Origin of the sequence: Herbaspirillum sp. 3R11, assembly GCF_004563925.1 — a bacterium.
GTDB lineage: Bacteria > Pseudomonadota > Gammaproteobacteria > Burkholderiales > Burkholderiaceae_D > Herbaspirillum.
The window spans coordinates 698,729-718,521 of the sequence record NZ_SPNJ01000002.1 but is presented as its reverse complement, the minus strand read 5'-3'; the positions used below and the strand labels follow the sequence as shown (position 1 = coordinate 718,521).

Sequence of the window (19,793 nt, the reverse complement as noted above, 5' to 3'; positions counted from 1 at the left end):
TCAGGTCTCGATGGCGGCTGCGGCTGCGGGAGGGCGCAGCTCCCCCAAACGGCGATGATGGCCTTTGAGCCATACCGGCAAATCGTTTGGCGGCATCGGCCGGGCGATTAGGTAACCTTGCCCTATCGTGCATCCCGATTCCTGCAACAAACGCCAATCCTCAATCGTCTCGATGCCCTCCGCCACGGTCACCAGCTCCAGCCGCCTGGCCATGTCCAGCGCCGATTGCAGGATCACGCGCAGGTTCTGGCGCGCATGCGCGCCGTGCACGAACGAGCGGTCGATCTTGAGTTCCGTGAACGGGATGCGCGCCAACTGCTGCATTGACGAGAAGCCGGTGCCGTAATCGTCGATCGACAAACCGAAGCCCTTGAGACGCAGCCGCGCCAGCGTCCCCAGCGCCATGCCAAGATTGGCCACGACGGAACCCTCGGTAATTTCCAGCACCATCTGGTCCGCCTGCAAGGCATGCTGCGCCAGCAGGTCGACGATCTTCTGCACAAAACCAGGAATGTCGAGCGACAGCGGCGACAGGTTCACCGCCACCTTCAGCGGCAGGCCGCGGTCATTCCACAACGCCGCCTGCGCCATCGCCTGCGTCAGCATCGACAGAGTCAGTTCGTGGATGAGCCCGCTCTTTTCCGCCAGCGGAATGAAGCGATCCGGCGGCACCATGCCGTTGGTCGGATGCATCCAGCGCGCCAGCGCCTCGACGCCCTTGAGCATGCCGGTGCGGATATCCACCTTGGGTTGATAGAAGGCGATGATTTCACCGTTGCGGATCGCCGATGCCAACTCCGTTTCGCACACCGCAGGCAGCGCATCGTCTTTCGTCGGGAAGGCCAGATTGCTGTTGAACGAATTCAGTGCGCCGAGGATTTTTTCCTGGTTGAGCGGCTTTTGCAGCGCCCCCAGCACATGCATGCCGAGCGCCTCGATCATGGTCTCGACCGATGCCAGCAAGGAGGTCTCGCGGCTGGAGGCCACGATGATGGGGAAATTCAGTTTTCTTTCCTGCAGATGCTGGATGAACTCGACGCCGTCCATGCCCGGCATCTCCAGATCGACGATCACCAGGCTCGGCGGCAGTTTCAGCAAGGCCAGCAAATCGAGCGCTTCCTGACCGTCGCCGGCCTCGTAGATCATCTCCACGCCGAGGTCGCGCATCAGGCCCACAGTATGCAAACGTTGCAAGGGACTGTCGTCGACAATCAGCAAGGTCTCAATGGTGAAGGGCGTCATGTTAGTAGCCATATTGGTTGATCACGGAAGACATGCTCTCGAGAGAAATCACATCGCATACGCCGCCCTGCAACATTGCCTCTTTGGGCATGCCGAAGACCACGCAACTGCTTTCATCCTGTGCATACGTCGACGCGCCGGCGTCGCGCAATTCCTTCATGCCGCGCGCGCCGTCGTCGCCCATTCCTGTCATGATGACGCCGACTGCATTCTTGCCGGCAGCTTTGGCGACGGAGCGGAACAAGACGTCCACTGATGGCTTGTGACGGCTGACGAGAGGGCCGTTGACCACTTCTACATAGTACTGCACGCCATCGCGCTTGACCATCATATGCGACCCGCCCGGCGCAACGAGTGCGCGTCCTGGCAACACCAGGTCGTGGTGCTCGGCTTCCTTGACCTCGATGACGGAAATGGCATTGAGGCGTTTGGCGAAACTGAGCGTGAATTTTTCCGGCATGTGTTGCACGATGACGACGCCCGGACATTCTTCGGACAAATCGCGCAACACTTTTTCCAGCGCTTGCGGGCCGCCCGTCGAGGCGCCGATGGCGATGATTCTCTGCGTGACGGGAATCAGTGCGTCGAGGTAGCCTGGCGGATCCAGCATCACGTCGGCCGTGAGCCGGCTGCCATCGGCGATGCCTGCCGCAACGGCATCATGACGTGCGTTGCGCTCGCTTTCGTTGCCGAAACTCAAGCCGCCGGCTGCAGTCGGCACGCTCGGCGTACGCCGCAAGCGAGCCTGCGCAGCAGCGCGTATCGCCGCAATCAAGTCCTCCGAACTGTCCTGCAAAAAATCGCGTATGCCCAGCTGCGGCTTGGTGATGATGCCGACCGCACCAGCCGCCAATGCTTCCATCGTGACCGTGGCGCTGCGCTCGGCCAGCGACGAACAGATCACCACCGGCGTCGGCCGTATCGCCATGATCTGGCGCAGGAAGGTGATGCCGTCCATGCGCGGCATTTCAATGTCCAGCACGATAACGTCGGGCCAGTTGGCGCGCATCTTCGCCATCGCGAAAATCGGATCCTGCGCCGTCGCAATGACGTTGATGTCATGACAGGGTTCCAGCAGATCCTGGATGACCTGGCGCACCAACGACGAGTCGTCGACTATCATGACCTTGATCGTCATGTCCGCTCCTTGCCAAGCCCTGCAGTGCGTTGCGGCCTGCAGGCAGTTGCAGCAGGTACTTTTTCCATGTCGTGCGACACGCCGTGGCCGCGCCTGACCCAGACGTCGCCGTTGTTGAGATCGAAGCGCAGGTAGCGATAGCCCTCGCCGGCAACGTCCTGCGCGGTCACCGGAATGTGATGCTGCTGCAGGATGTCCAGTGCGAAGTCGGCGTTGGCCTGGCCTATCCTGAGTTTGGTCGGCGGCAGGCCCAGCACGTTGCCGCCGCCAAAGACCTTGACCGTGTAATCGGCGATACGCGTGCCGTGCACCCGAACCTGCTCCAGCAAGCGCGACAAAGCCTCGTCGCCGTACCGGCCGTCTGGCGCTTCGTGTACTTGCACACCGTCAGCGTCCACCCGGAGGGAATGCCTCCGCTCCGGCAAGACGAAATGACAGAGGCCGCCGAAATGCCGCACCGGATGCCACAGCGTGATCGCCACACAGGAACCCAGCAGTGTCTCGATCTGCAGGTCTCCCTGGCCGAAATACACTTCTCCCAGATTGACGAAGATGCGCTGAGTCATGGCAGCCTCATGGCAGCCGCCGATAGATCGAGGGCGCATGCATCTGCAACTCCAGCGGCATGCCGTGCAGCGATTCAGAATGACCGACGATGAGCCAGCCGCCTGGACGCAGTTTGTTCACCACGGAACGCAGGACATCGACCTTGGTCGGAAAATCGAAATAGATGATCACGTTGCGCAGGAACACGATGTCGAACTGCCCATCCATCTCAACCGGAAGGCTCATCAAATTGCGCTGCTCGAAGTTCACGCGCTTGCGGATCTTCTGGTCGATCAGGAAATGGCCGTCGTACTCGCCGGTGCCGCGCAGGCAATAGCGCGATAGATACGACGACGGGATCAACTCTCCGCGCACCATCGGATACAGGGCGCGCCGGCCGAACGACAGCACGCGCTGGCTGATGTCGGACGCGAGGATGCTCCACGGAAGCTGGCTGCGATGATCATCCAGCACCATCGCGATGGAATAGGCTTCTTCGCCGGTCGAACTGGCAGCGCTCCATACCTTGAGCGGATGGCGCCGGTCGATCGCCGGCAGGATATCGTCGCGCAAGGCGTCGAAGTGCTTTTGCTCGCGAAAAAAATAAGTCTCGTTGGTAGTGATCAGGTCGATCGCGCGCTGCCGCTCCGCTTGTTCCTGCGGCCGCGAAATCAGCGCGTGGTACTCCTTGAGGCTGGACAAGCTCAGCTCGCCCAGGCGACGCGAAAGGCGGCTGCACAGCAGCGCCTTCTTCGAGAAGGGCAGGTACAGCCCGATGTGCTCCCTGAAAAGCTGCTGGAACAACAGCATTTCCTGATCGCTCACATCCAGTGCCATTGACTCGATGCTGGAACTCATCTGCGTGATCCCCGGTTGACGGTTGCTTCGGTTGCTTCGGTTGCTTTTGTTTCTGCTGCCGCGCGACGTCGCTGATGCGCTGTCGCCTCAGTGCGATTCCTACTGCCCCGGCGGAACCGACAATTCTTCGACGGCCGCCATGCCGATCAGCGTCGACAATTCGTCCACCGACAAGACCGCCTTGACATCGAGCACGACCACAAAGCGATCCTTGATATTGATCATGCCCTCAATGAAGTCCGCGCGCAGGCGTGCACCGAACGACAGCGGCGGCTCGATTTTTTCATCCTCGACGGTCAGCACCGCACGCACCGCATCTACCATCACGCCCAGCAGCAAGCCCTGCTGCTCCTGCATGAGTTCCATGATGACGATGCAGGTGCGCTTGGCTACCGGCGTCTGCGCCCTGCCGAAGCGCACCGACAAGTCGATCACCGGTACCACGGCGCCGCGCAGGTTGATGACCCCGCGCAAGAAATTCGGCATCAGCGGCACTTCGGTAAGGCTGCTGAATTCGATGATTTCGCGGATATCCTCAATCGGCATGGCGAACATTTCTTCGCCCAGCACGAAGGTCAGGAACTGGCGACTCTGCACCGGTTCCTGATGCTGCGTCCTGGCGAACGACGACTCGCCGTTAAGCGACAAACTTGGCATGCATGTACTCCTCAAACATCCGACAACACCGTTTCCATTTTTCCATCGGCAACTGCAGCAGCAGCGCCGAGGTATTTTCCTTCGCGCACGCGAGGCGACTCAGGCGGCGATGATTCGCGCTCGCCCTCAGCCGCATCCAACGAAAAATAACCCATCAGTTCGCGCAGCTGATGGGCCTGCTCGTTCATTTCCTCAGACGTCGCCGACAACTCCTCGGAAGCCACCGCATTGAGCTGGATGGCTTGCGTGATCTGGCCGATGGCGCTGTGTATCTGCACCAGGCTGGCATTCTGGTCGCGCGCCGACAACGAGATCGCATCGACCAGATCGGCGGTCTGCTGTATCGACGGCAACATGCCTTCGAGCAGCATGCCTGCCTTTTCGGCCAGGCCGACGCTGTGGTCCGACACCGAGACGATTTCCTGCGCAGCGATCTGCGAGCGCTCGGCCAGCTTGCGCACTTCGTTGGCGACGACGGCAAAGCCCTTGCCGTTCTCACCGGCGCGGGCCGCTTCGATCGCGGCGTTGAGCGCCAGCAGATTGGTCTGGTAGGCAATGTCGTCGATCACGCCGATCTTGGCGACGATCTGGTGCATGGCTTCCAGCGTCTCGCGCACCGCTTCGCGCCCTTCCATCGCAGCGCGCGCAGATTCACTGGCGATGGCATTGGTGTGGTTGGCATTGGCAGTGTTATGGCTGACCGTCAGCGAGATCTGACCGATGGCGCTGCTGGTCTCTTCGGAATCAGCCGCCTGCTGGGATGAATTCTTGCTGAGCTGTTCTGCGGCCGAAGTCAGCTGTCCAGACGCCGACGCCAGCGTGACCGCAGCCGTGTTGACGTCCCTGAGCACTACCGAAAGCTGATCGAGCATGCGCTGCGCACTGTGCAGCACGCTGCCCTGCCCCTTCTTGCCGACGGCGAACTGCACGGTCAGGTCGCCATCGGCAATCTTGCGCAGTATCCGCATGACTTCGCGCGGGTCGCCGCCGATCTGGCGTGCGAATGTGCGCCGCGTGTACAGCGCCAGCACCAACGCAAGGACCAGCGCCAACCCGGTGACGGCGACGATTTCTTCCAGCGTCTTGCGCTCGAGCATCGCCGCCCGGGTTTTGTTTCTTGTCGCCTGGCGCACGTTCTCGTCCACCAGCGCCGCCAGCTGCGAACGCAGGCTGTCGGATTCGATGCGCAGAGAATCAGGATTGCCTTTGACGTCTTCATCGCGCAGCAACTGGTCGCGCCTCTGCTCCACGCGTTTGATGTAACCGTCGACCAGCACATCCGCCTGCTGCTGCAGAGTACGCTCAAGATCGCTCAGGACCGTAGTCGACTTGTAGTTGGTATAAGCCTGTCCCAAATCTTCCAGGTGATACCTGAGCACATCGGCGATGCGCTTTCGTTCAACCCGCTCTTCCGTTCTTTCCATATTTTGGAGGGACGCGGCGATCTCGACGGCGACCTTGTTGGTCTGATTGAGATTGACGATCGTCAGCAGGTTGGCCGTGTAAATCTCTTGCAGCATGGCATTGACGCGAAACAGGTTGACCACGCCATCGGCCCCGACCGCAGCGGTCAGCAGGGCCCCGAAAGCAAAACAGACTGCAAGCTTGCTGGAGAGCTTCATCACAATTCCTCCTCGCCTAAACCTGTCCCGGCGTGCCGATCAAAAGCGCTTGAACGAAGATTCGTCAATCGGATCGTCGCCACCGTCCAGCATCGAAATGCGGGCGGGCTTGACGAACTTGGTGCTGATTGCCGGCGGCTCATTGATTACTTTGCCGGTTTTCGCTGCTTTCTTCGACTGCGGGCGCTTTTCTTCACCGACCTGGAAAAACAGGATCAACTCCTGCAATTGCATGGCCTGCGCGCTCATTTCTTCGGAGGTGGACGATAATTCTTCGGAGGCCGACGCCGTCAGTTGCGTGGTCTGCGCCATCTGATGGACGGCGTTGTTGATTTGTTCGAGTCCGGCCGACTGCTCGCGCGAGGCCGCCGAAATTTCCTGCACCAGGTCGGCAGTCTTGCGAATCGACGGCACCATCTGGTCGAGCAGATGGCCGGCCTTCTCGGCCAGGCTGACGCTATTCTCGGCGACCGCAATGATTTCCTGCGCGGCAGTCTGCGAACGCTCCGCCAGCTTGCGCACTTCGGCTGCGACCACCGCGAAGCCTTTGCCGTGCTCGCCGGCGCGCGCCGCTTCAATCGCCGCGTTCAACGCCAGCAGGTTGGTCTGGTACGCGATATCGTCAATGATGCCGATCTTGCCGGCGATCTGCTTCATTGCCAGCACCGTTTCGCGCACCACTTCGCCACCCTCCACCGCGGAACTGGCGGACTTGCTGGCGATGCTGTCGGTGACCCGGGCGTTCTCGGCATTTTGCGCGATGGTGGCGGTGATCTCTTCCACCGACGCACTGGTTTGCTCAACGTTGGAGGCTTGCTGCGACGCGTTCTTGCTGAGCGCCTGCGACGATGCTGAAATCTGTTCGGAAGCCGACGCCAGCGAACTGGCGGTGCCGTTGACGTCGCCTATCACGGCAGTCCATTTGGCGATCATCTGCTGGGTGCTGTGCAACACGCTGCCGGTATCTCTCTCGGAAACCGGCACCTTGACGGTAAGGTCGCCCTCGGCCACTTTACGCAACACGATCATGGCGTCGCGCGGCTCGCCGCCGAGCTGCGAACGGATCACGCGGTAGGTGAAGAACAGGCACACCAACAACAACAGCATCGATGCCCCGAGTAGTGAGAAGATCACCATCTCCAGCTCGGAGTAACGGCTCTGCGCCACGCTCACGCGTTTCTGCGTGCGCTCGTCCACCATACGCAGGAAGTCGTTGATCGGCACCATGATGCGTCCCACCATGGTGCGGTAGTTCTGGTCGAACATCAACTCCTGCGCCATGGCCTGATTGGGGGCGCCGGTCACGGTGAAATTGCCTGCGCCGTCATCGAACTGACCTTTGACCGCATTGAATGCCGTGATCTCGGTTTTTGTCAGCGCATCCGAATTGACCTTGGCCTCCTGCATCTTCGCCAGTTCCTGCGTGGTGAAACCGGCCTGCTTCATCAGGTCGATCAGCGGTATCGCCGGATCGGCCGGCATGGCATTGAGTTGCTTGGCCATCACCAGATCGAGATTCACACGTTCATAGTTCTTCGGACGCGGACGCTTGCCGTTGCGAATATCGAGCACGATGTAATAGCGCTCTTCGTCGTTCGGATCGCCGGTCGTGACGTACGCGCGACCGAACTTGGTCAGGTCTTCCGAGCTGCGCCGCATTTCGTTGGCAAGCACGAAGGAGTAGTAACGCGACTCATGCGCCAGGTCGAGATTTGTGTTGGCCTCCTTGAGCGCACGCGTGACGCTGACGATTGATCCCATCAGCACGGCCAGCACGATCACCAGCCAGACAAAGAGCTGTCGGATGCTCATTCGTTGCGTCAATTTGTTTTTCATGACCACTCCCCTGTTCTGCATTCTGTCTTCCCTGTCGGCAGCGCGGCGGATGGATTCCGTTGCGCGCGCCGGTTTGTTCATGTCAATCGTTCGCCGCGCTCATCCGGCTCTCGGTGCGACGCACGTCGGCTTGCTCCATTCTTCCTGTATGCGCGATCAGATGCGGCACATCCAGGATCAGCGCCACGCGTCCATCGCCGAGGATGGTCGATCCGCTCAAACCCTTCACCTTGCTGAACAGCTTGCCGAGCGGCTTGATCACCGCCTGGCATTCGCCCAGCAGGTTGTCGACCAGCAGGCCTGCACGCAACGGTCCGTACTGGACGATCACCAGGCTCTTGCGCGCCGATTCACGCTGCGGCAGGTCGAACAGTTCGCGCAAGGGAATGAACGGCAGCGGCTCGTCGCGCAGCGTCACCACGTTGTTGTGCACCTGATGGCTGGAGAGGTTGATGCATTCCACCACCAGGTCGAGCGGGATGACGAACACCGCACCGCCGACCACTACCTGGAAGCCGGCGATGATCGCCAGCGTCAGCGGCAGGCGAATGCGCACCATCGTGCCCTGACCGGGATTGCTGTAGATCTCGACCTCCCCTTGCAGCGCCTCGATGTTGCGCTTGACCACGTCCATACCGACACCACGGCCGGACAAGGACGTCACTTGCTCTGCGGTAGAAAATCCGGGCTCGAAAATCAGGCGGAAGATGTCACGCTCCGACAAGCCAGCATCCGCCGTCACCAGACCTTGCTGGACCGCCTTGCGCAGGATGCGCTCCTTGTCGAGACCGCGGCCGTCGTCGAATACTTCAATCACGACACTGCCTGATTCATGCGTCGCGTTCAGACGCAGCACGCCAATTTCGGGCTTGCCGGCGCTGCGTCGCGCTTCCGCCGATTCGATGCCGTGGTCCATGGCATTGCGCACGATGTGCATGAGCGGGTCGGAGATTTTTTCCACCATCGACTTGTCGAGTTCGGTGTCGGCGCCGGTGACGATCAGTTCGATGTTCTTGCCGATTTCGCGCGACATGTCGCGCACCACGCGTGGGAAGCGCTGGAACACTTCGTTGATCTGCACCATGCGCAGCGTCAACGCGGCGTCGCGTATCTGCTCCACCAATCCGGAAATCACCTGTGTCGCTTCTTCAAAACGCTGATCCTTCTTGCGCTTGGCCACCAGGCTGGCGCCGGCGCCGGCGATCACCAGCTCGCCCACGAGATCGATCAGCTGATCGAGCTTGGAGACTTCGATCTTGATGAACTTCTGTTCCAGGTTTTTCTTTTCTTCGCCGCCCCGCTGACGCAGGGCCGGGATCGACGCCAGGACCTGCGACGGCGCGGCGCGCGCGCCGGTTTCAATAGTCGAGGAAAAATCATCGGCATCGGCGACATCAAGCTGCAACTGGCGCCATTCAGCGGCGGTGAGCGCCCCCGACTGCAACAGATGCAGCGCCACCTCTTCGCGCTCCGGCAAAACTTGCAGCCAATCCCGATATGCCGTCAGTTGGCTGTGCGGCGCAAGGATGACGATGACGCTGTCTTCGCGCACGAACTCAAATACGCTGTCGATCTCTTCGTGTTCGGCGGTACTGGCGAAACCGATTTCAAAACCGAGATAGCACAGCTCCGCATCCATGTCGTCGGCGGCGGGAATCGCCAGATCGATCACGTGCGCATACACCATGTCGCCCATCGTCAGCAGGTAGCGTAGGAAGGACAAGGGATCGAGGCCGTCGCGCAAGACGTCCGGACTGAAACGCAGGGACAGATGCCAGTGCGGGTTGGCGACTGCGCCTTCATCCGTTGCAGCGGCCGTCGCCTCTGATGCGGCAGCGGCAACGGCTGGAGTCGGCGCCGTCGCCACACCCTCCGGCTGCGGCTGCGTAGCCTGTTCGAGGTACTCATTGAGCGTTGTTTCCAGTTCAGCCCGCCGCACCGGATCCGGGTCTTGTTCTTCCTTGCGCTCTGCGATGGCGTCGACCAGTTCGCTCATGTAGTCGCCGCAGTTGAGCAACAGCGACATCATGGCGTCGTCGAGTTTGACGATGCCGTTGCGTACCTTGTCGAGAACATTTTCCAGCAGATGGGTGAAGCTGACGATGCTGTCGAAAGCGAACAACCCCGCCGATCCCTTGATCGTATGCGCAGCGCGAAAGATGGCATTGATCGCGTCGCGGCTGGCGCCATCGCTTTCGATCTGCAACAGGGCTGCTTCCATCGCGACCAGCAGCTCGCGCGCTTCCTGCACCAGTGCATCGCGGGCGGCGTCTTTTTTCATGCCAGCCCCTGCATGGAAGCCGACACCGAAGTTGACAATGCCGTCGGATCGACGCGCATCAGATCCTGCAGCTGCAACATGTCCAACACGTTTTTCACCGCCGGACCGGCGCCTCCCAACAATAACTGCTTGTACTGGGCAGTCGCCTCGCGCCTGAGCAGCAACAATAGTTGCAGGCCGGCGGTATCGAGCTCATCGCAGGCACTCAGATCGAGTTCCAGCACATCGTCGGCGTTGTCGAGCACGCCCAGCAGTTGCGGCTTGTATTCGGCTGCCTGGAATATGGTAAAGCCTCCGCTCACCACCAGCAGCAAATGTCCGTCGCGCGTGCTTTGCGTCAATGGCATGTCGGATCCTAAGGAGTGACCAGTTTGGCCACGGCATCAAGCAGCACCGGCGGCAGAAACGGCTTGTGCACCCAGGCGCGTACGCCGATGGCCTTGCCTTCCTGTTTGCGGGAGTCGCCGCTTTCGGTGGTCAACATGAGCACCGGCGTGAACTTGTAGTTCGGTTTCTGTTTGGCTTCGCGCACGAAACTGAGGCCGTCCAGGTTGGGCATGTTGACGTCGGAGATGATCAGGTTGTACTTGCGGCCGTCAAGTTTGTTCAGCGCGTCACGGCCGTCGATCGCTTCGACGACTTCGTAGCCGGCGGCCTTGAGCGCGATGCTGATCGTTTGGCGCAGGCTGAACGAATCGTCGACGATGAGGATGGTCTTTGGATTCATGTCAACGATCCCCGCAAGAAATGATTGCAGAAATGTCCGCGCTGCCGGCGACAAGGAAGAAACTCGGTTCGTGCATGCATGCCATCCTCTTCAAAAGAAATCAACTTGCGATTGCAGTGACTTGTCGGCCTGCTGGCCGGCGTGTACTTGGCGTTGCTCCTGCGTGGTATAGGTTTTTTCCAGATCGGCCAGCCATGCGGCGCTGGGCGGCAGGGGGCCGGCGCTCTGCACCAGCCCGGTCAGCTTGACCATGTCGAGCTGGACGTGATCGAGGATCTGGCTGATGCGATCCTGGAATTGCAGATTGACCAGGATGTCGCAGACTTCCTGATCGACTTCTCGATTTTCTTCTTCAAGCTGGCCGACCGTGCCGCTGAGCTTGTCGGCAGACTGGCGGAAATCGGCGATGACCGAATCGATCACCATGCGCGAATCGTCGACCATGCGGCCGGCGTCCGCGTCAAGCTGGTTGGCGGACAAATGCGTGGCCTGGATCTGCTGCTGGACGACCTTGGTCTTGTTGACGATCTGGCGACCGGTCTCGGCCGACCGCGCCGCCAGTTCAGTCCAGCTGGCCTGATCCGAGAACAGATCGGTGACGCCCGTACGCCCGGCGATCTGCTCGACCTGCAGGCCGAGCTGGCGGATGTCTTCGTTGTGCTGGCTGAGCGTTTCGATTTTGCGCAGCAAGGCGTCGCGCGTGGTCAGCACTTGTTCCAGTGCGTCAGCGATACCGCCGAGCTGCTGCGCGGCGTTCTGGATGACTTGCAGCACGTCGCCGTTCTTGCCGCCTTCGGCCAGGCTTACCGCGCCGCCGAGGCGTTGATGGATGCCGACGAAACGTTGCGTGAGCTTGTCGATCGCTTCCTGAGTCTGGGTGCGCGCGAGTTGCACGTTGTTGCGCCAGGCCGGAACGATCGCCTGCACCAGCACGGGCAGGTCCGATGGATTGCCTGCATGCGAACTTATTGGTGAGGAGGAAACATTCGCAACCGGCGGTATGACGACTTCCGTCCGGGCTGCGCCCAGCACCCACGCTACACCGGCGATCAAAGCGCCGGCGACAACGCCCTGCCACCATCGCGGCGCCAGCAGCGCGAGCAAAAGAGCGTTGATCCCCCACAACGTAAGCAAGGCGCGGTAGTTCGACTTCACGATGTTCCAATCAGAATGTTTGATTTTTGATGGTTCAGGCGGGACGATCCCCATGTCGCCCTCACATGCCGCCTGTACATGCCGCGTGTACATGCATTAACGGCAACATGCCGCCGGTTTTTATACATTCGTCACGAATAATTAAAATTTCCGCAGAACAACGTTCTATCTCGACGGTCATATTCTGCATCCCTATTCTGGACCGCCGAGGACTTGGTCTGTGGGCGGAATAGAGGCAGAATTCAGCTTGATTTGTCAGAGTATGCGTTGCCATCCAGAAACAAGCTTCACTACCCTCGTTGATCCCATGCAAATTCCTGTCGCGTTACAGACCGTCGGCTTGCTGGCGTTGTCGAATATTTTCATGACCATCGCCTGGTACGGCCATCTCAAGAGCCTGGCCTCCAAGCCCTGGTGGATCGCAGCGCTGATCAGTTGGTCGATCGCGCTGTTCGAGTACTTGTTGCAGGTGCCCGCCAACCGCATCGGCTACACCCAGTTCAGCCTGGCGCAACTGAAGATCATGCAGGAGGCGATCACGTTGACGGTGTTCGTGCCGTTTGCAATGATTTACATGCAGCAGCCGTTCAAGCTCGACTATGTGTGGGCTGCGCTGTGTCTGGTGGGCGCGGTGTATTTCATTTTCCGCAGCTGAAGCGCGCCAATCGTTTTACGGAACCGGTTCTGACAGCGCGCTGACAGCGCAGCGCGACTCTCGTACAATGCGGACTCCCAGCCACTGTGTGCGGTGCAATAACCGCCAAGAGCGAGAATGGATCTAGACAGTTACCACTACATCGTCATCGAAGGCCCGATCGGCGTCGGCAAGACCACGCTGGCGCGCAAGCTGGCCGAACGTCTCGGTGTGCAGTCCGTGCTGGAACAGCCGCAGGAAAATCCTTTCCTCGAAAAGTTCTACCGCGACGCCGGCCGTTACGCGCTGCAGACGCAGATGTTTTTCCTGTTCCAGCGCATCCAGCAATTGCAGGAGCTGGCGCAGTCGGACCTGTTCAACACCCGCTTCGTCGGCGACTTCCTGCTGGAAAAAGATCCGCTGTTCGCACGCCTGACGCTGGCCGATGAAGAACTGAAACTGTACGAACAGCTTTACCAGCACCTGCGCACGCATGCCGTGCAGCCGGATCTGGTGATCTATCTGCAGGCGCCGGTGGAGACGCTGGTCGAGCGCATCCGCAAGCGCGGCATTCCGATGGAAGCTTCCATCTCGCACGATTACCTGCAGCGCCTGGGCGACAGCTACAGCCGCTTTTTCTACAACTACGATGCCGCGCCGCTGCTGATCGTCAACAACGAGCACATGAACATGGCCGACAGCGACGAGGATTTTGAGCTGCTGCTGTCGCACATCGTCGAGATGCGCGGCAAGCGCGCATTCCTGAACCGAGGAGAATAACCATGGCCGCTTATCTGCAAGACGCTCCAAGCCCGGCAGCACGCAAGAAAGCCGTCACCATCCACACGCTGCAAGCGATGCGCGACAAGGGTGACAAGATCACGATGCTGACCTGTTACGACGCCAGCTTTTCAGCATTGATGGACCGCAGCGGCGTCGACACGGTGCTGATCGGCGATTCGCTGGGCATGGTCTGCCAAGGCCACCAGTCGACCTTGCCGGTGACTATCACGGACATCGCCTATCACACCGCCAGTGTGGCGCGCGGCAACCTGTCCATGCTGATCATCGCCGACATGCCGTTCGGCGCCTACGGCTCGCCGCTGGCGGCATTCGACAACGCCGTGAAGCTGATGCAGGCCGGCGCGCACATGGTGAAGATCGAAGGCGGCGCCTGGCTGGCCGACACCATTCGCCTGCTGACTGAACGCGGCATCCCGGTCTGCGCGCACCTGGGCCTGACGCCGCAATCGGTGCATCAGATGGGCGGTTTCAAAGTACAAGGGAAAACACTGGAAGGCGCTGAATTGCTGCACGCCGACGCCCGGGCCGTGCAGGCGGCAGGCGCGTCGCTGCTGGTGCTTGAAGCGATCCCGGCGGCGCTTGGCGCGGACGTGACGGCGCAGTTGCGCATCCCCACCATCGGCATCGGTGCTGGTCCGGACTGCTCCGGCCAGGTGCTGGTGATGCACGACATGCTGGGCGTATTCCCGGGCCACAAGGCGCGCTTCGTGAAGAATTTCATGGACGGCGCGACCAGTGTGGAAGATGCCGTGCGCGGCTATGTGGCGGCGGTCAAGGACGGGAGTTTTCCGGGGGCGGAGCATTGCTTCTGAGCGCGTTGCCTGGATATTCGCAGTCGTAAAAAAGCCCGCTCGCGCGGGCTTTTTCTTTTCAAGGTGAGGTTTCGCTTCAGCGAATGTCCTTGATGTCCTTGATATCCTTGTAGCGCTCCAGGCTGACGGCCAGGTTCTTGCCGCATTCGTCAACGTTGCTGATGGTCGGCGACAAGGCCTCCAGCAAGCCGTCATGCACGCCGTAGACCAGCGCATGGATGCTCAATTCCTGACCGCGTTCCCAGGCATCGGTGACGATGGTGGTGCGGCAGATGTTGGCGACCTGCTCGAGCACGTTGAGCTCGCACAGGCGGTCATGCTGATCACCCTGCGACATGTGGTCGTGGAAGCAGCCGATGTGCTTTTCATGGACGTCCTGCACGTGCTGCAGCCAGTTGTCGGCGAGGCCGACGCGGCGCTTCGTGAGTGCAGCCTGGACGCCGGCACAGCCGTAGTGGCCGCAGATGATGATGTGCTTGACCTTCAGCACGTCAACCGCGAACTGCAGCACCGACAGGCAATTCAGATCGGTATGCACCACCACGTTGGCGATGTTGCGGTGGACGAACAGTTCACCCGGCAACAGGCCGAGCAGATCGTTGGCCGGAACGCGATTGTCCGAACAGCCGATCCAGAAATATTCGGGGGAACGCTGCGAGCCGAGCTTCAAAAAGAAGTCGGGATCTCGCGCGGTGATTTCACTTGCCCAGCGGCGGTTGCCTTGCAGCAGTTGCAGCTGAACCTGGTCTTGTTGGCTTGGTATTGTCATAGTCGGCAAGATCGAGTTTCACGCTTGTAGTCGCATCGCACCCGAAAGGGCCGATCGCGGCGGGCATGAGGATGAATGAAAGAAGACCGGACGTTCGCCGTGTTTGCCGCGGCGGGCGCTGGATGCGGCCGGGCGGCCGATGGCGCATGCTAACGATGTCTTCCGGAAATGTGCGGCGCATGTTCTGAGCACTGTGTTACCAGCACCATGGGCCGCGACTGCATTGTATAGAAAAAAAGCCGCAAAAACCGGCGCAGCCTCAAACGGCGGCGCCGGTCTTGTCAGGTTACTCGAAGAATTCCTTGACCTTGTCTTTCCAGGTCTTGGTCTGCGGGCTATGCTTGGCGCCGCCTTCGGCCGTCAGTTTCTCGAACTCGCGCAGCAGGTCCTTCTGGCGCTCGGTCAGCTTGACCGGTGTTTCCACCACGACGTGGCAGAACAGGTCGCCGGCATAGCCGGACCGCACGCCCTTGATGCCCTTGCCGCGCAGGCGGAAGGTCTTGCCCGATTGCGTGCCTTCGGGAATCGTGAAGGAGGCCTTGCCGCTCAGGGTCGGCGCTTCGATGTCGCCGCCCAATGCCGCCTTGGCGAACGAGATCGGCATTTCGCAATGCAGGTCGTCGCCGTCGCGCTGGAATACTTCGTGTTGCTTGATGTGAATTTCCACATACAGATCGCCCGGAGGACCGCCGTTCATGCCCGGTTCGCCGTTGCCGGACGAACGGATGCGCATGCCGTCGTCAATGCCTTCGGGAATCTTCACTTCCAGCGTCTTGTTGCGCTTGAGGCGACCGGCGCCGGCGCATGTCGGGCATGGCTCGGGAATCACCTTGCCGCTGCCGTGGCACTTCGGGCACGTCTGCTGGATGCTGAAGAAGCCCTGCTGCATGCGTACCTGGCCGTGGCCGCCGCAAGTGCCGCAGGTGGTCGGCGAAGTACCAGGCTTGGCGCCGGAACCGTGGCATGTGTCGCACTCGTCCCAGGACGGTACGCGGATGGTGGTGTCGAAACCGTGCGCAGCTTGTTCCAGCGTGATCTCGAGGTTGTAGCGCAAGTCGGCGCCGCGATACACCTGCGGACCCGCACCGCGACCGCGGCCACCGCCGCCGCCACCACCGAAGATGTCGCCGAAGATATCGCCGAAGGCGTCGGCAAAGCCGCCCGCACCCGCGCCGCCACCGCCGCCCATGTTGGGGTCGACGCCGGCATGGCCGTAACGATCGTAGGCGTCGCGCTTCTGCGCGTCGGACAACATCTCGTAGGCTTCCTTGACCTCCTTGAACTTCTCTTCCGCACCCTTGCTGTCAGGGTTGCGGTCAGGATGGTGCTTCATCGCCAGCTTGCGATAAGCCTTCTTGATTTCGTCGTCGGTCGCGTTTTTCGCTAAACCAAGGATTTCGTAAAAGTCACGTTTTGCCATGTTTTATAACACCTTGTTATTGGGCTTCCCCGCACCTGCGCGAGAACCAACAATGTGAAAAAGCCGAGAGACGATCTTGCGACCATCTTGCTCGGCGTGTCGGACGGCAAAGCCGGCCGACGTGTATCTGAATTTGAATCTGAATTTAATCCGAATCCGAATCCGAATCTAAATCTGAAGCTGAACTGAATGACTGCATCGGGCCGCGGGCGAAAGAGAAATTTCTCCTTCGCCCGCAATCCGTATTACTTCACTTCCTTGAAGTCGGCATCGACCACGTCGTCGTCCTTCGGACGCGATTCACCGGCACCCGCAGAACCGCCTGCCGCGCCGGCAGCACCGCCGGCCGCAGCTTGCTGCGCCTGCTGGTCGGCGTACATCTTTTCGCCCAGCTTTTGCGCAGCCACGGACAGCGCTGCAGTCTTGGCGTCGATGGCGGCCTTGTCGTTCGCCTTCAGGACTTCTTCCAGCTCCTTGATGGCGGCTTCGATGGCGTCCTTCTCACCGGCTTCCAGCTTGTCGCCGTATTCGGTCAGCGCCTTGCGTGTCGAGTGGACCAGCGCGTCGCCCTGATTGCGGGTTTCGGCCAGTTCCTTCAGACGCTTGTCTTCGTCGGCGTTGGCCTCGGCGTCGCGCACCATCTTTTCGATCTCTTCTTCATTCAAGCCGGAATTGGCCTTGATGGTGACCTTGTTTTCCTTGCCGGTGGCCTTGTCCTTGGCGCCGACGTGCAAGATGCCGTTGGCGTCGATGTCGAAGGTCACTTCGATTTGCGGCGTGCCGCGCGGCGAAGGTGGAATGCCTTCCAGATTGAATTCGCCCAGGCCCTTGTTGCCGGCCGCCATTTCACGCTCGCCCTGATAGACCTTGATGGTCACCGCAGGCTGATTGTCGTCGGCAGTCGAGAACACCTGGCTGAACTTGGTCGGGATGGTCGTGTTCTTCTTGATCATCTTGGTCATCACGCCGCCCATGGTTTCGATACCCAGCGACAGTGGTGTGACGTCCAGCAGCAGCAAGTCCTTGCGTTCGCCCGACAACACCGAACCCTGAATCGCAGCGCCGACGGCGACCGCTTCATCCGGATTGACGTCCTTGCGCGGCTCCTTGCCGAAGAACTCCTTGACCTTCTCCTGCACCTTCGGCATGCGGGTCATGCCGCCGACCAGAATGATGTCGTCGATGTCGGTGACCTTGACGCCGGCATCCTTGATGGCGGTGCGGCATGGCTCGATGGTCTTGGCGATCAGTTCTTCCACCAGCGATTCCAGCTTGGCGCGGGTGATCTTCAGGTTCAGGTGGACCGGTGCGCCATTGGCCATGGCGATGTACGGTTCGTTGATTTCGGTTTGCTGCGACGACGACAGTTCGATCTTGGCGCGCTCGGCCGAGGCCTTGATGCGTTGCAGAGCGATCGCGTCCTTCGACAGGTCGAGGCCGTTGATCTTCTTGAACTCGTCGATGATGTAATCGATGATGCGTTGGTCGAAGTCTTCGCCGCCGAGGAAGGTGTCGCCGTTGGTGGACAACACTTCGAATTGCTTCTCGCCATCGACGTCGGCGATTTCAATGATGGAGACGTCGAAAGTACCGCCGCCCAAGTCATACACGGCGATCTTGCGGTCGCCCTTTTCGGTCTTGTCCAAACCGAACGCCAGCGCTGCGGCAGTCGGTTCGTTGATGATGCGCTTGACTTCCAGACCGGCGATACGGCCGGCGTCCTTGGTTGCCTGACGTTGCGCGTCATTGAAGTAAGCAGGAACAGTAATGACCGCTTCGGTGACTTCTTCGCCGAGGTAGTCTTCGGCAGTCTTCTTCATCTTGCGCAGCACTTCTGCGGAGATTTGCGGCGGCGCCAGCTTGTTGTCGCGCACGCCGATCCAGGCGTCGCCGTTGTCGGCCTTGACGATGGCGTAAGGCATCAGGGAGATGTCCTTCTGCACTTCTTTTTCGTCGAACTTGCGGCCGATCAGACGCTTGGCGGCGTAGATGGTGTTTTTAGGATTGGTGACGGCCTGGCGTTTGGCAGGTGCGCCAACCAGCACTTCGCCGTCTTCCTGATACGCGATGATGGAAGGCGTGGTACGCGCGCCTTCGGAGTTTTCGATGACTTTCGGCTGGCCGCCTTCCATGACGGAGACGCACGAGTTGGTAGTACCCAAGTCAATACCGATGATTTTGCCCATGATTTTTCCTTCGATCCTTAAGTCCCTGTTAGGGAACAACAATAGTTTTGATAGTTTTAATATGTGGAGAAAAATCTGACTTTCAAGCGGCGAGTGTCACTTAAAAGCAAATTTTGTGCCGTTTATCGTTTTTATCTGTACAGCGCCAGCTTACTTATCCTTACTTGCCCTGCGCAACGGTCACCAGAGCCGGACGCAGCAGGCGTTCGGAGATGGTGTAACCCTTTTGCAGAACGGTCACGACGGTATTGGCTTCCTGCTCGGCCGGCACGGCCGAAATTGCCTGATGCTTCATCGGATCCAGCTTTTCACCGGCTTGCGGGCTGATTTCCAGCAGTTTGTTCTTCTCGAACGCGGCCGACAGTTGCTTCAATGTCATGTCGACGCCTTCCTTGAGCGATTCGACCGACGGTGTTTCGATCTTCAGCGCCATTTCAAGGCTGTCCTTGACCGACAGCAGCGACTCGGCAAAGCCTTCGATCGCAAACTTGTGGGCGCGGCTGATATCGTCGTGGGCGCGGCGACGGATGTTCTCGGCCTCGGCCTTGGCGCGCAGGAAAGCATCCTGCATCTCGGCGATCTTGGCTTCGGCGGCGATCAGTTGCTCTTCCAGGCCCGGCTCGACGCCGGCTTCAGATGTCTGTGCCTGCGCTTGCGCGTCCTGCACTGCTTCGTTTTCCGCTGGTTTTTCCGTATCTTGCATAGTTAATACTCTCCGACATGGTACGTATGGTAGGTTTTACGCGCCCGATGACGCTTGGGGCTGCACATGAGGCTTAACCTTAGTTTTTCAATGGTTATTACGCGCCGAGGCCATATCCAGAAGTCATATGGCATCCAACTAATCGTTCTAACGTCTTGTTACAGAATTTACTACACTTGAAACAGGCGTTTGCGATGCAACATTTATGATGGTGCGATCAAACTCGATTTAAGTTTTCCCCGCCAATTTTCAAGGAGACGTCATGAAATTGCCGCTTATCTCCGCCACCATCCTTGCCTATACCCTGCTGGCAGCAGCGTGGATCAGCTATTCACAACTGGTTGCGCTGTACTGAGGCCAAAACGTGAAGCCGACACCGGGATCTCTTCCCGCAGTGCCGGAC

18 protein-coding genes are annotated in these 19,793 nt (G+C 59.8%); 3 read left to right on the top strand and 15 right to left on the bottom strand.

The genetic code is table 11. The features are described from left to right. The 11 genes from E4P32_RS11565 to E4P32_RS11515 form a co-directional block, all read right to left on the bottom strand. A complete protein-coding gene (locus E4P32_RS11565) occupies positions 1–1,242 on the bottom strand; it encodes an EAL domain-containing response regulator (protein WP_116434068.1) in 1,242 nt (413 codons plus the stop codon). Between the two features lies 1 nt (position 1,243). Further along, positions 1,244–2,380, bottom strand: coding sequence for a chemotaxis response regulator protein-glutamate methylesterase (locus E4P32_RS11560; protein WP_116434069.1), 1,137 nt, complete (start codon positions 2,378–2,380; stop codon positions 1,244–1,246). Further along, a complete protein-coding gene (locus E4P32_RS11555) occupies positions 2,377–2,946 on the bottom strand; it encodes a chemotaxis protein CheD (RefSeq protein ID WP_116434070.1) in 570 nt (189 codons plus the stop codon). The genes E4P32_RS11560 and E4P32_RS11555 overlap by 4 nt, the downstream gene beginning before the upstream one ends. Before the next feature lie 7 nt (positions 2,947–2,953). Beyond that, complete coding sequence (locus E4P32_RS11550) at positions 2,954–3,784, bottom strand: protein-glutamate O-methyltransferase CheR (protein ID WP_116434071.1); 831 nt, start codon at positions 3,782–3,784, stop codon at positions 2,954–2,956. 99 nt (positions 3,785–3,883) lie between these two features. Then, complete coding sequence (locus tag E4P32_RS11545; RefSeq protein ID WP_116434072.1) at positions 3,884–4,441, bottom strand: chemotaxis protein CheW; 558 nt, start codon at positions 4,439–4,441, stop codon at positions 3,884–3,886. 11 nt (positions 4,442–4,452) lie between these two features. After that, positions 4,453–6,063, bottom strand: coding sequence for a methyl-accepting chemotaxis protein (locus tag E4P32_RS11540; protein ID WP_116434073.1), 1,611 nt, complete (start codon positions 6,061–6,063; stop codon positions 4,453–4,455). A 39-nt stretch (positions 6,064–6,102) separates the two neighbouring features. Beyond that, entirely contained in the window at positions 6,103–7,899 is a 1,797-nt protein-coding gene (locus tag E4P32_RS11535) for a methyl-accepting chemotaxis protein (protein WP_116434619.1), read from the bottom strand. A gap of 82 nt (positions 7,900–7,981) precedes the next feature. Continuing rightward, a complete protein-coding gene (locus E4P32_RS11530) occupies positions 7,982–10,180 on the bottom strand; it encodes a chemotaxis protein CheA (RefSeq protein ID WP_116434074.1) in 2,199 nt (732 codons plus the stop codon). Continuing rightward, positions 10,177–10,527 carry an STAS domain-containing protein gene (locus E4P32_RS11525; RefSeq protein WP_116434075.1) on the bottom strand — a complete coding sequence of 117 codons (351 nt, stop codon included), beginning with the start codon at positions 10,525–10,527 and terminating at the stop codon, positions 10,177–10,179. Before E4P32_RS11525 ends, E4P32_RS11530 begins: the two co-directional genes overlap by 4 nt. A gap of 8 nt (positions 10,528–10,535) precedes the next feature. Then, on the bottom strand, positions 10,536–10,907 hold the full coding sequence (locus E4P32_RS11520) for a response regulator (RefSeq protein ID WP_116434076.1): 372 nt from the start codon (positions 10,905–10,907) through the stop codon (positions 10,536–10,538). Positions 10,908–10,997: 90 nt separating this feature from the next. After that, positions 10,998–12,062 (bottom strand): chemotaxis protein, encoded by a 1,065-nt coding sequence (locus tag E4P32_RS11515; RefSeq protein WP_233526626.1) that lies wholly within the window; start codon positions 12,060–12,062, stop codon positions 10,998–11,000. Positions 12,063–12,369: 307 nt separating this feature from the next. Between E4P32_RS11515 and E4P32_RS11510 the strand changes: the two genes are divergently transcribed. The 3 genes from E4P32_RS11510 to panB all read left to right on the top strand — a co-directional run bounded on the left by E4P32_RS11510 (position 12,370) and on the right by panB (position 14,312). Next, positions 12,370–12,717, top strand: a complete 348-nt coding sequence (locus tag E4P32_RS11510) for a DMT family protein (RefSeq protein ID WP_116434077.1) — start codon at positions 12,370–12,372, stop codon at positions 12,715–12,717. A gap of 117 nt (positions 12,718–12,834) precedes the next feature. Continuing rightward, positions 12,835–13,476 carry a deoxynucleoside kinase gene (locus tag E4P32_RS11505; RefSeq protein WP_116434078.1) on the top strand — a complete coding sequence of 214 codons (642 nt, stop codon included), beginning with the start codon at positions 12,835–12,837 and terminating at the stop codon, positions 13,474–13,476. 2 nt (positions 13,477–13,478) lie between these two features. Further along, positions 13,479–14,312, top strand: a complete 834-nt coding sequence (gene panB, locus E4P32_RS11500) for a 3-methyl-2-oxobutanoate hydroxymethyltransferase (protein ID WP_116434079.1) — start codon at positions 13,479–13,481, stop codon at positions 14,310–14,312. A 76-nt stretch (positions 14,313–14,388) separates the two neighbouring features. On the opposite strand, the gene can is transcribed toward panB, so the two are convergent. From can to grpE, 4 genes are all read right to left on the bottom strand, one after another. Next, the gene (gene can / locus E4P32_RS11495; protein ID WP_116434080.1) at positions 14,389–15,081 is read right to left on the bottom strand and encodes a carbonate dehydratase; all 693 of its coding nucleotides are present in this window, start codon (positions 15,079–15,081) and stop codon (positions 14,389–14,391) included. A gap of 286 nt (positions 15,082–15,367) precedes the next feature. Further along, positions 15,368–16,501 carry a molecular chaperone DnaJ gene (dnaJ, locus tag E4P32_RS11490; RefSeq protein ID WP_116434081.1) on the bottom strand — a complete coding sequence of 378 codons (1,134 nt, stop codon included), beginning with the start codon at positions 16,499–16,501 and terminating at the stop codon, positions 15,368–15,370. Positions 16,502–16,746: 245 nt separating this feature from the next. Next, positions 16,747–18,687 (bottom strand): molecular chaperone DnaK, encoded by a 1,941-nt coding sequence (gene dnaK / locus E4P32_RS11485; protein ID WP_116434082.1) that lies wholly within the window; start codon positions 18,685–18,687, stop codon positions 16,747–16,749. A 160-nt stretch (positions 18,688–18,847) separates the two neighbouring features. Continuing rightward, entirely contained in the window at positions 18,848–19,390 is a 543-nt protein-coding gene (gene grpE, locus E4P32_RS11480; RefSeq protein ID WP_116434083.1) for a nucleotide exchange factor GrpE, read from the bottom strand. Positions 19,391–19,793: the final 403 nt, after the last annotated feature.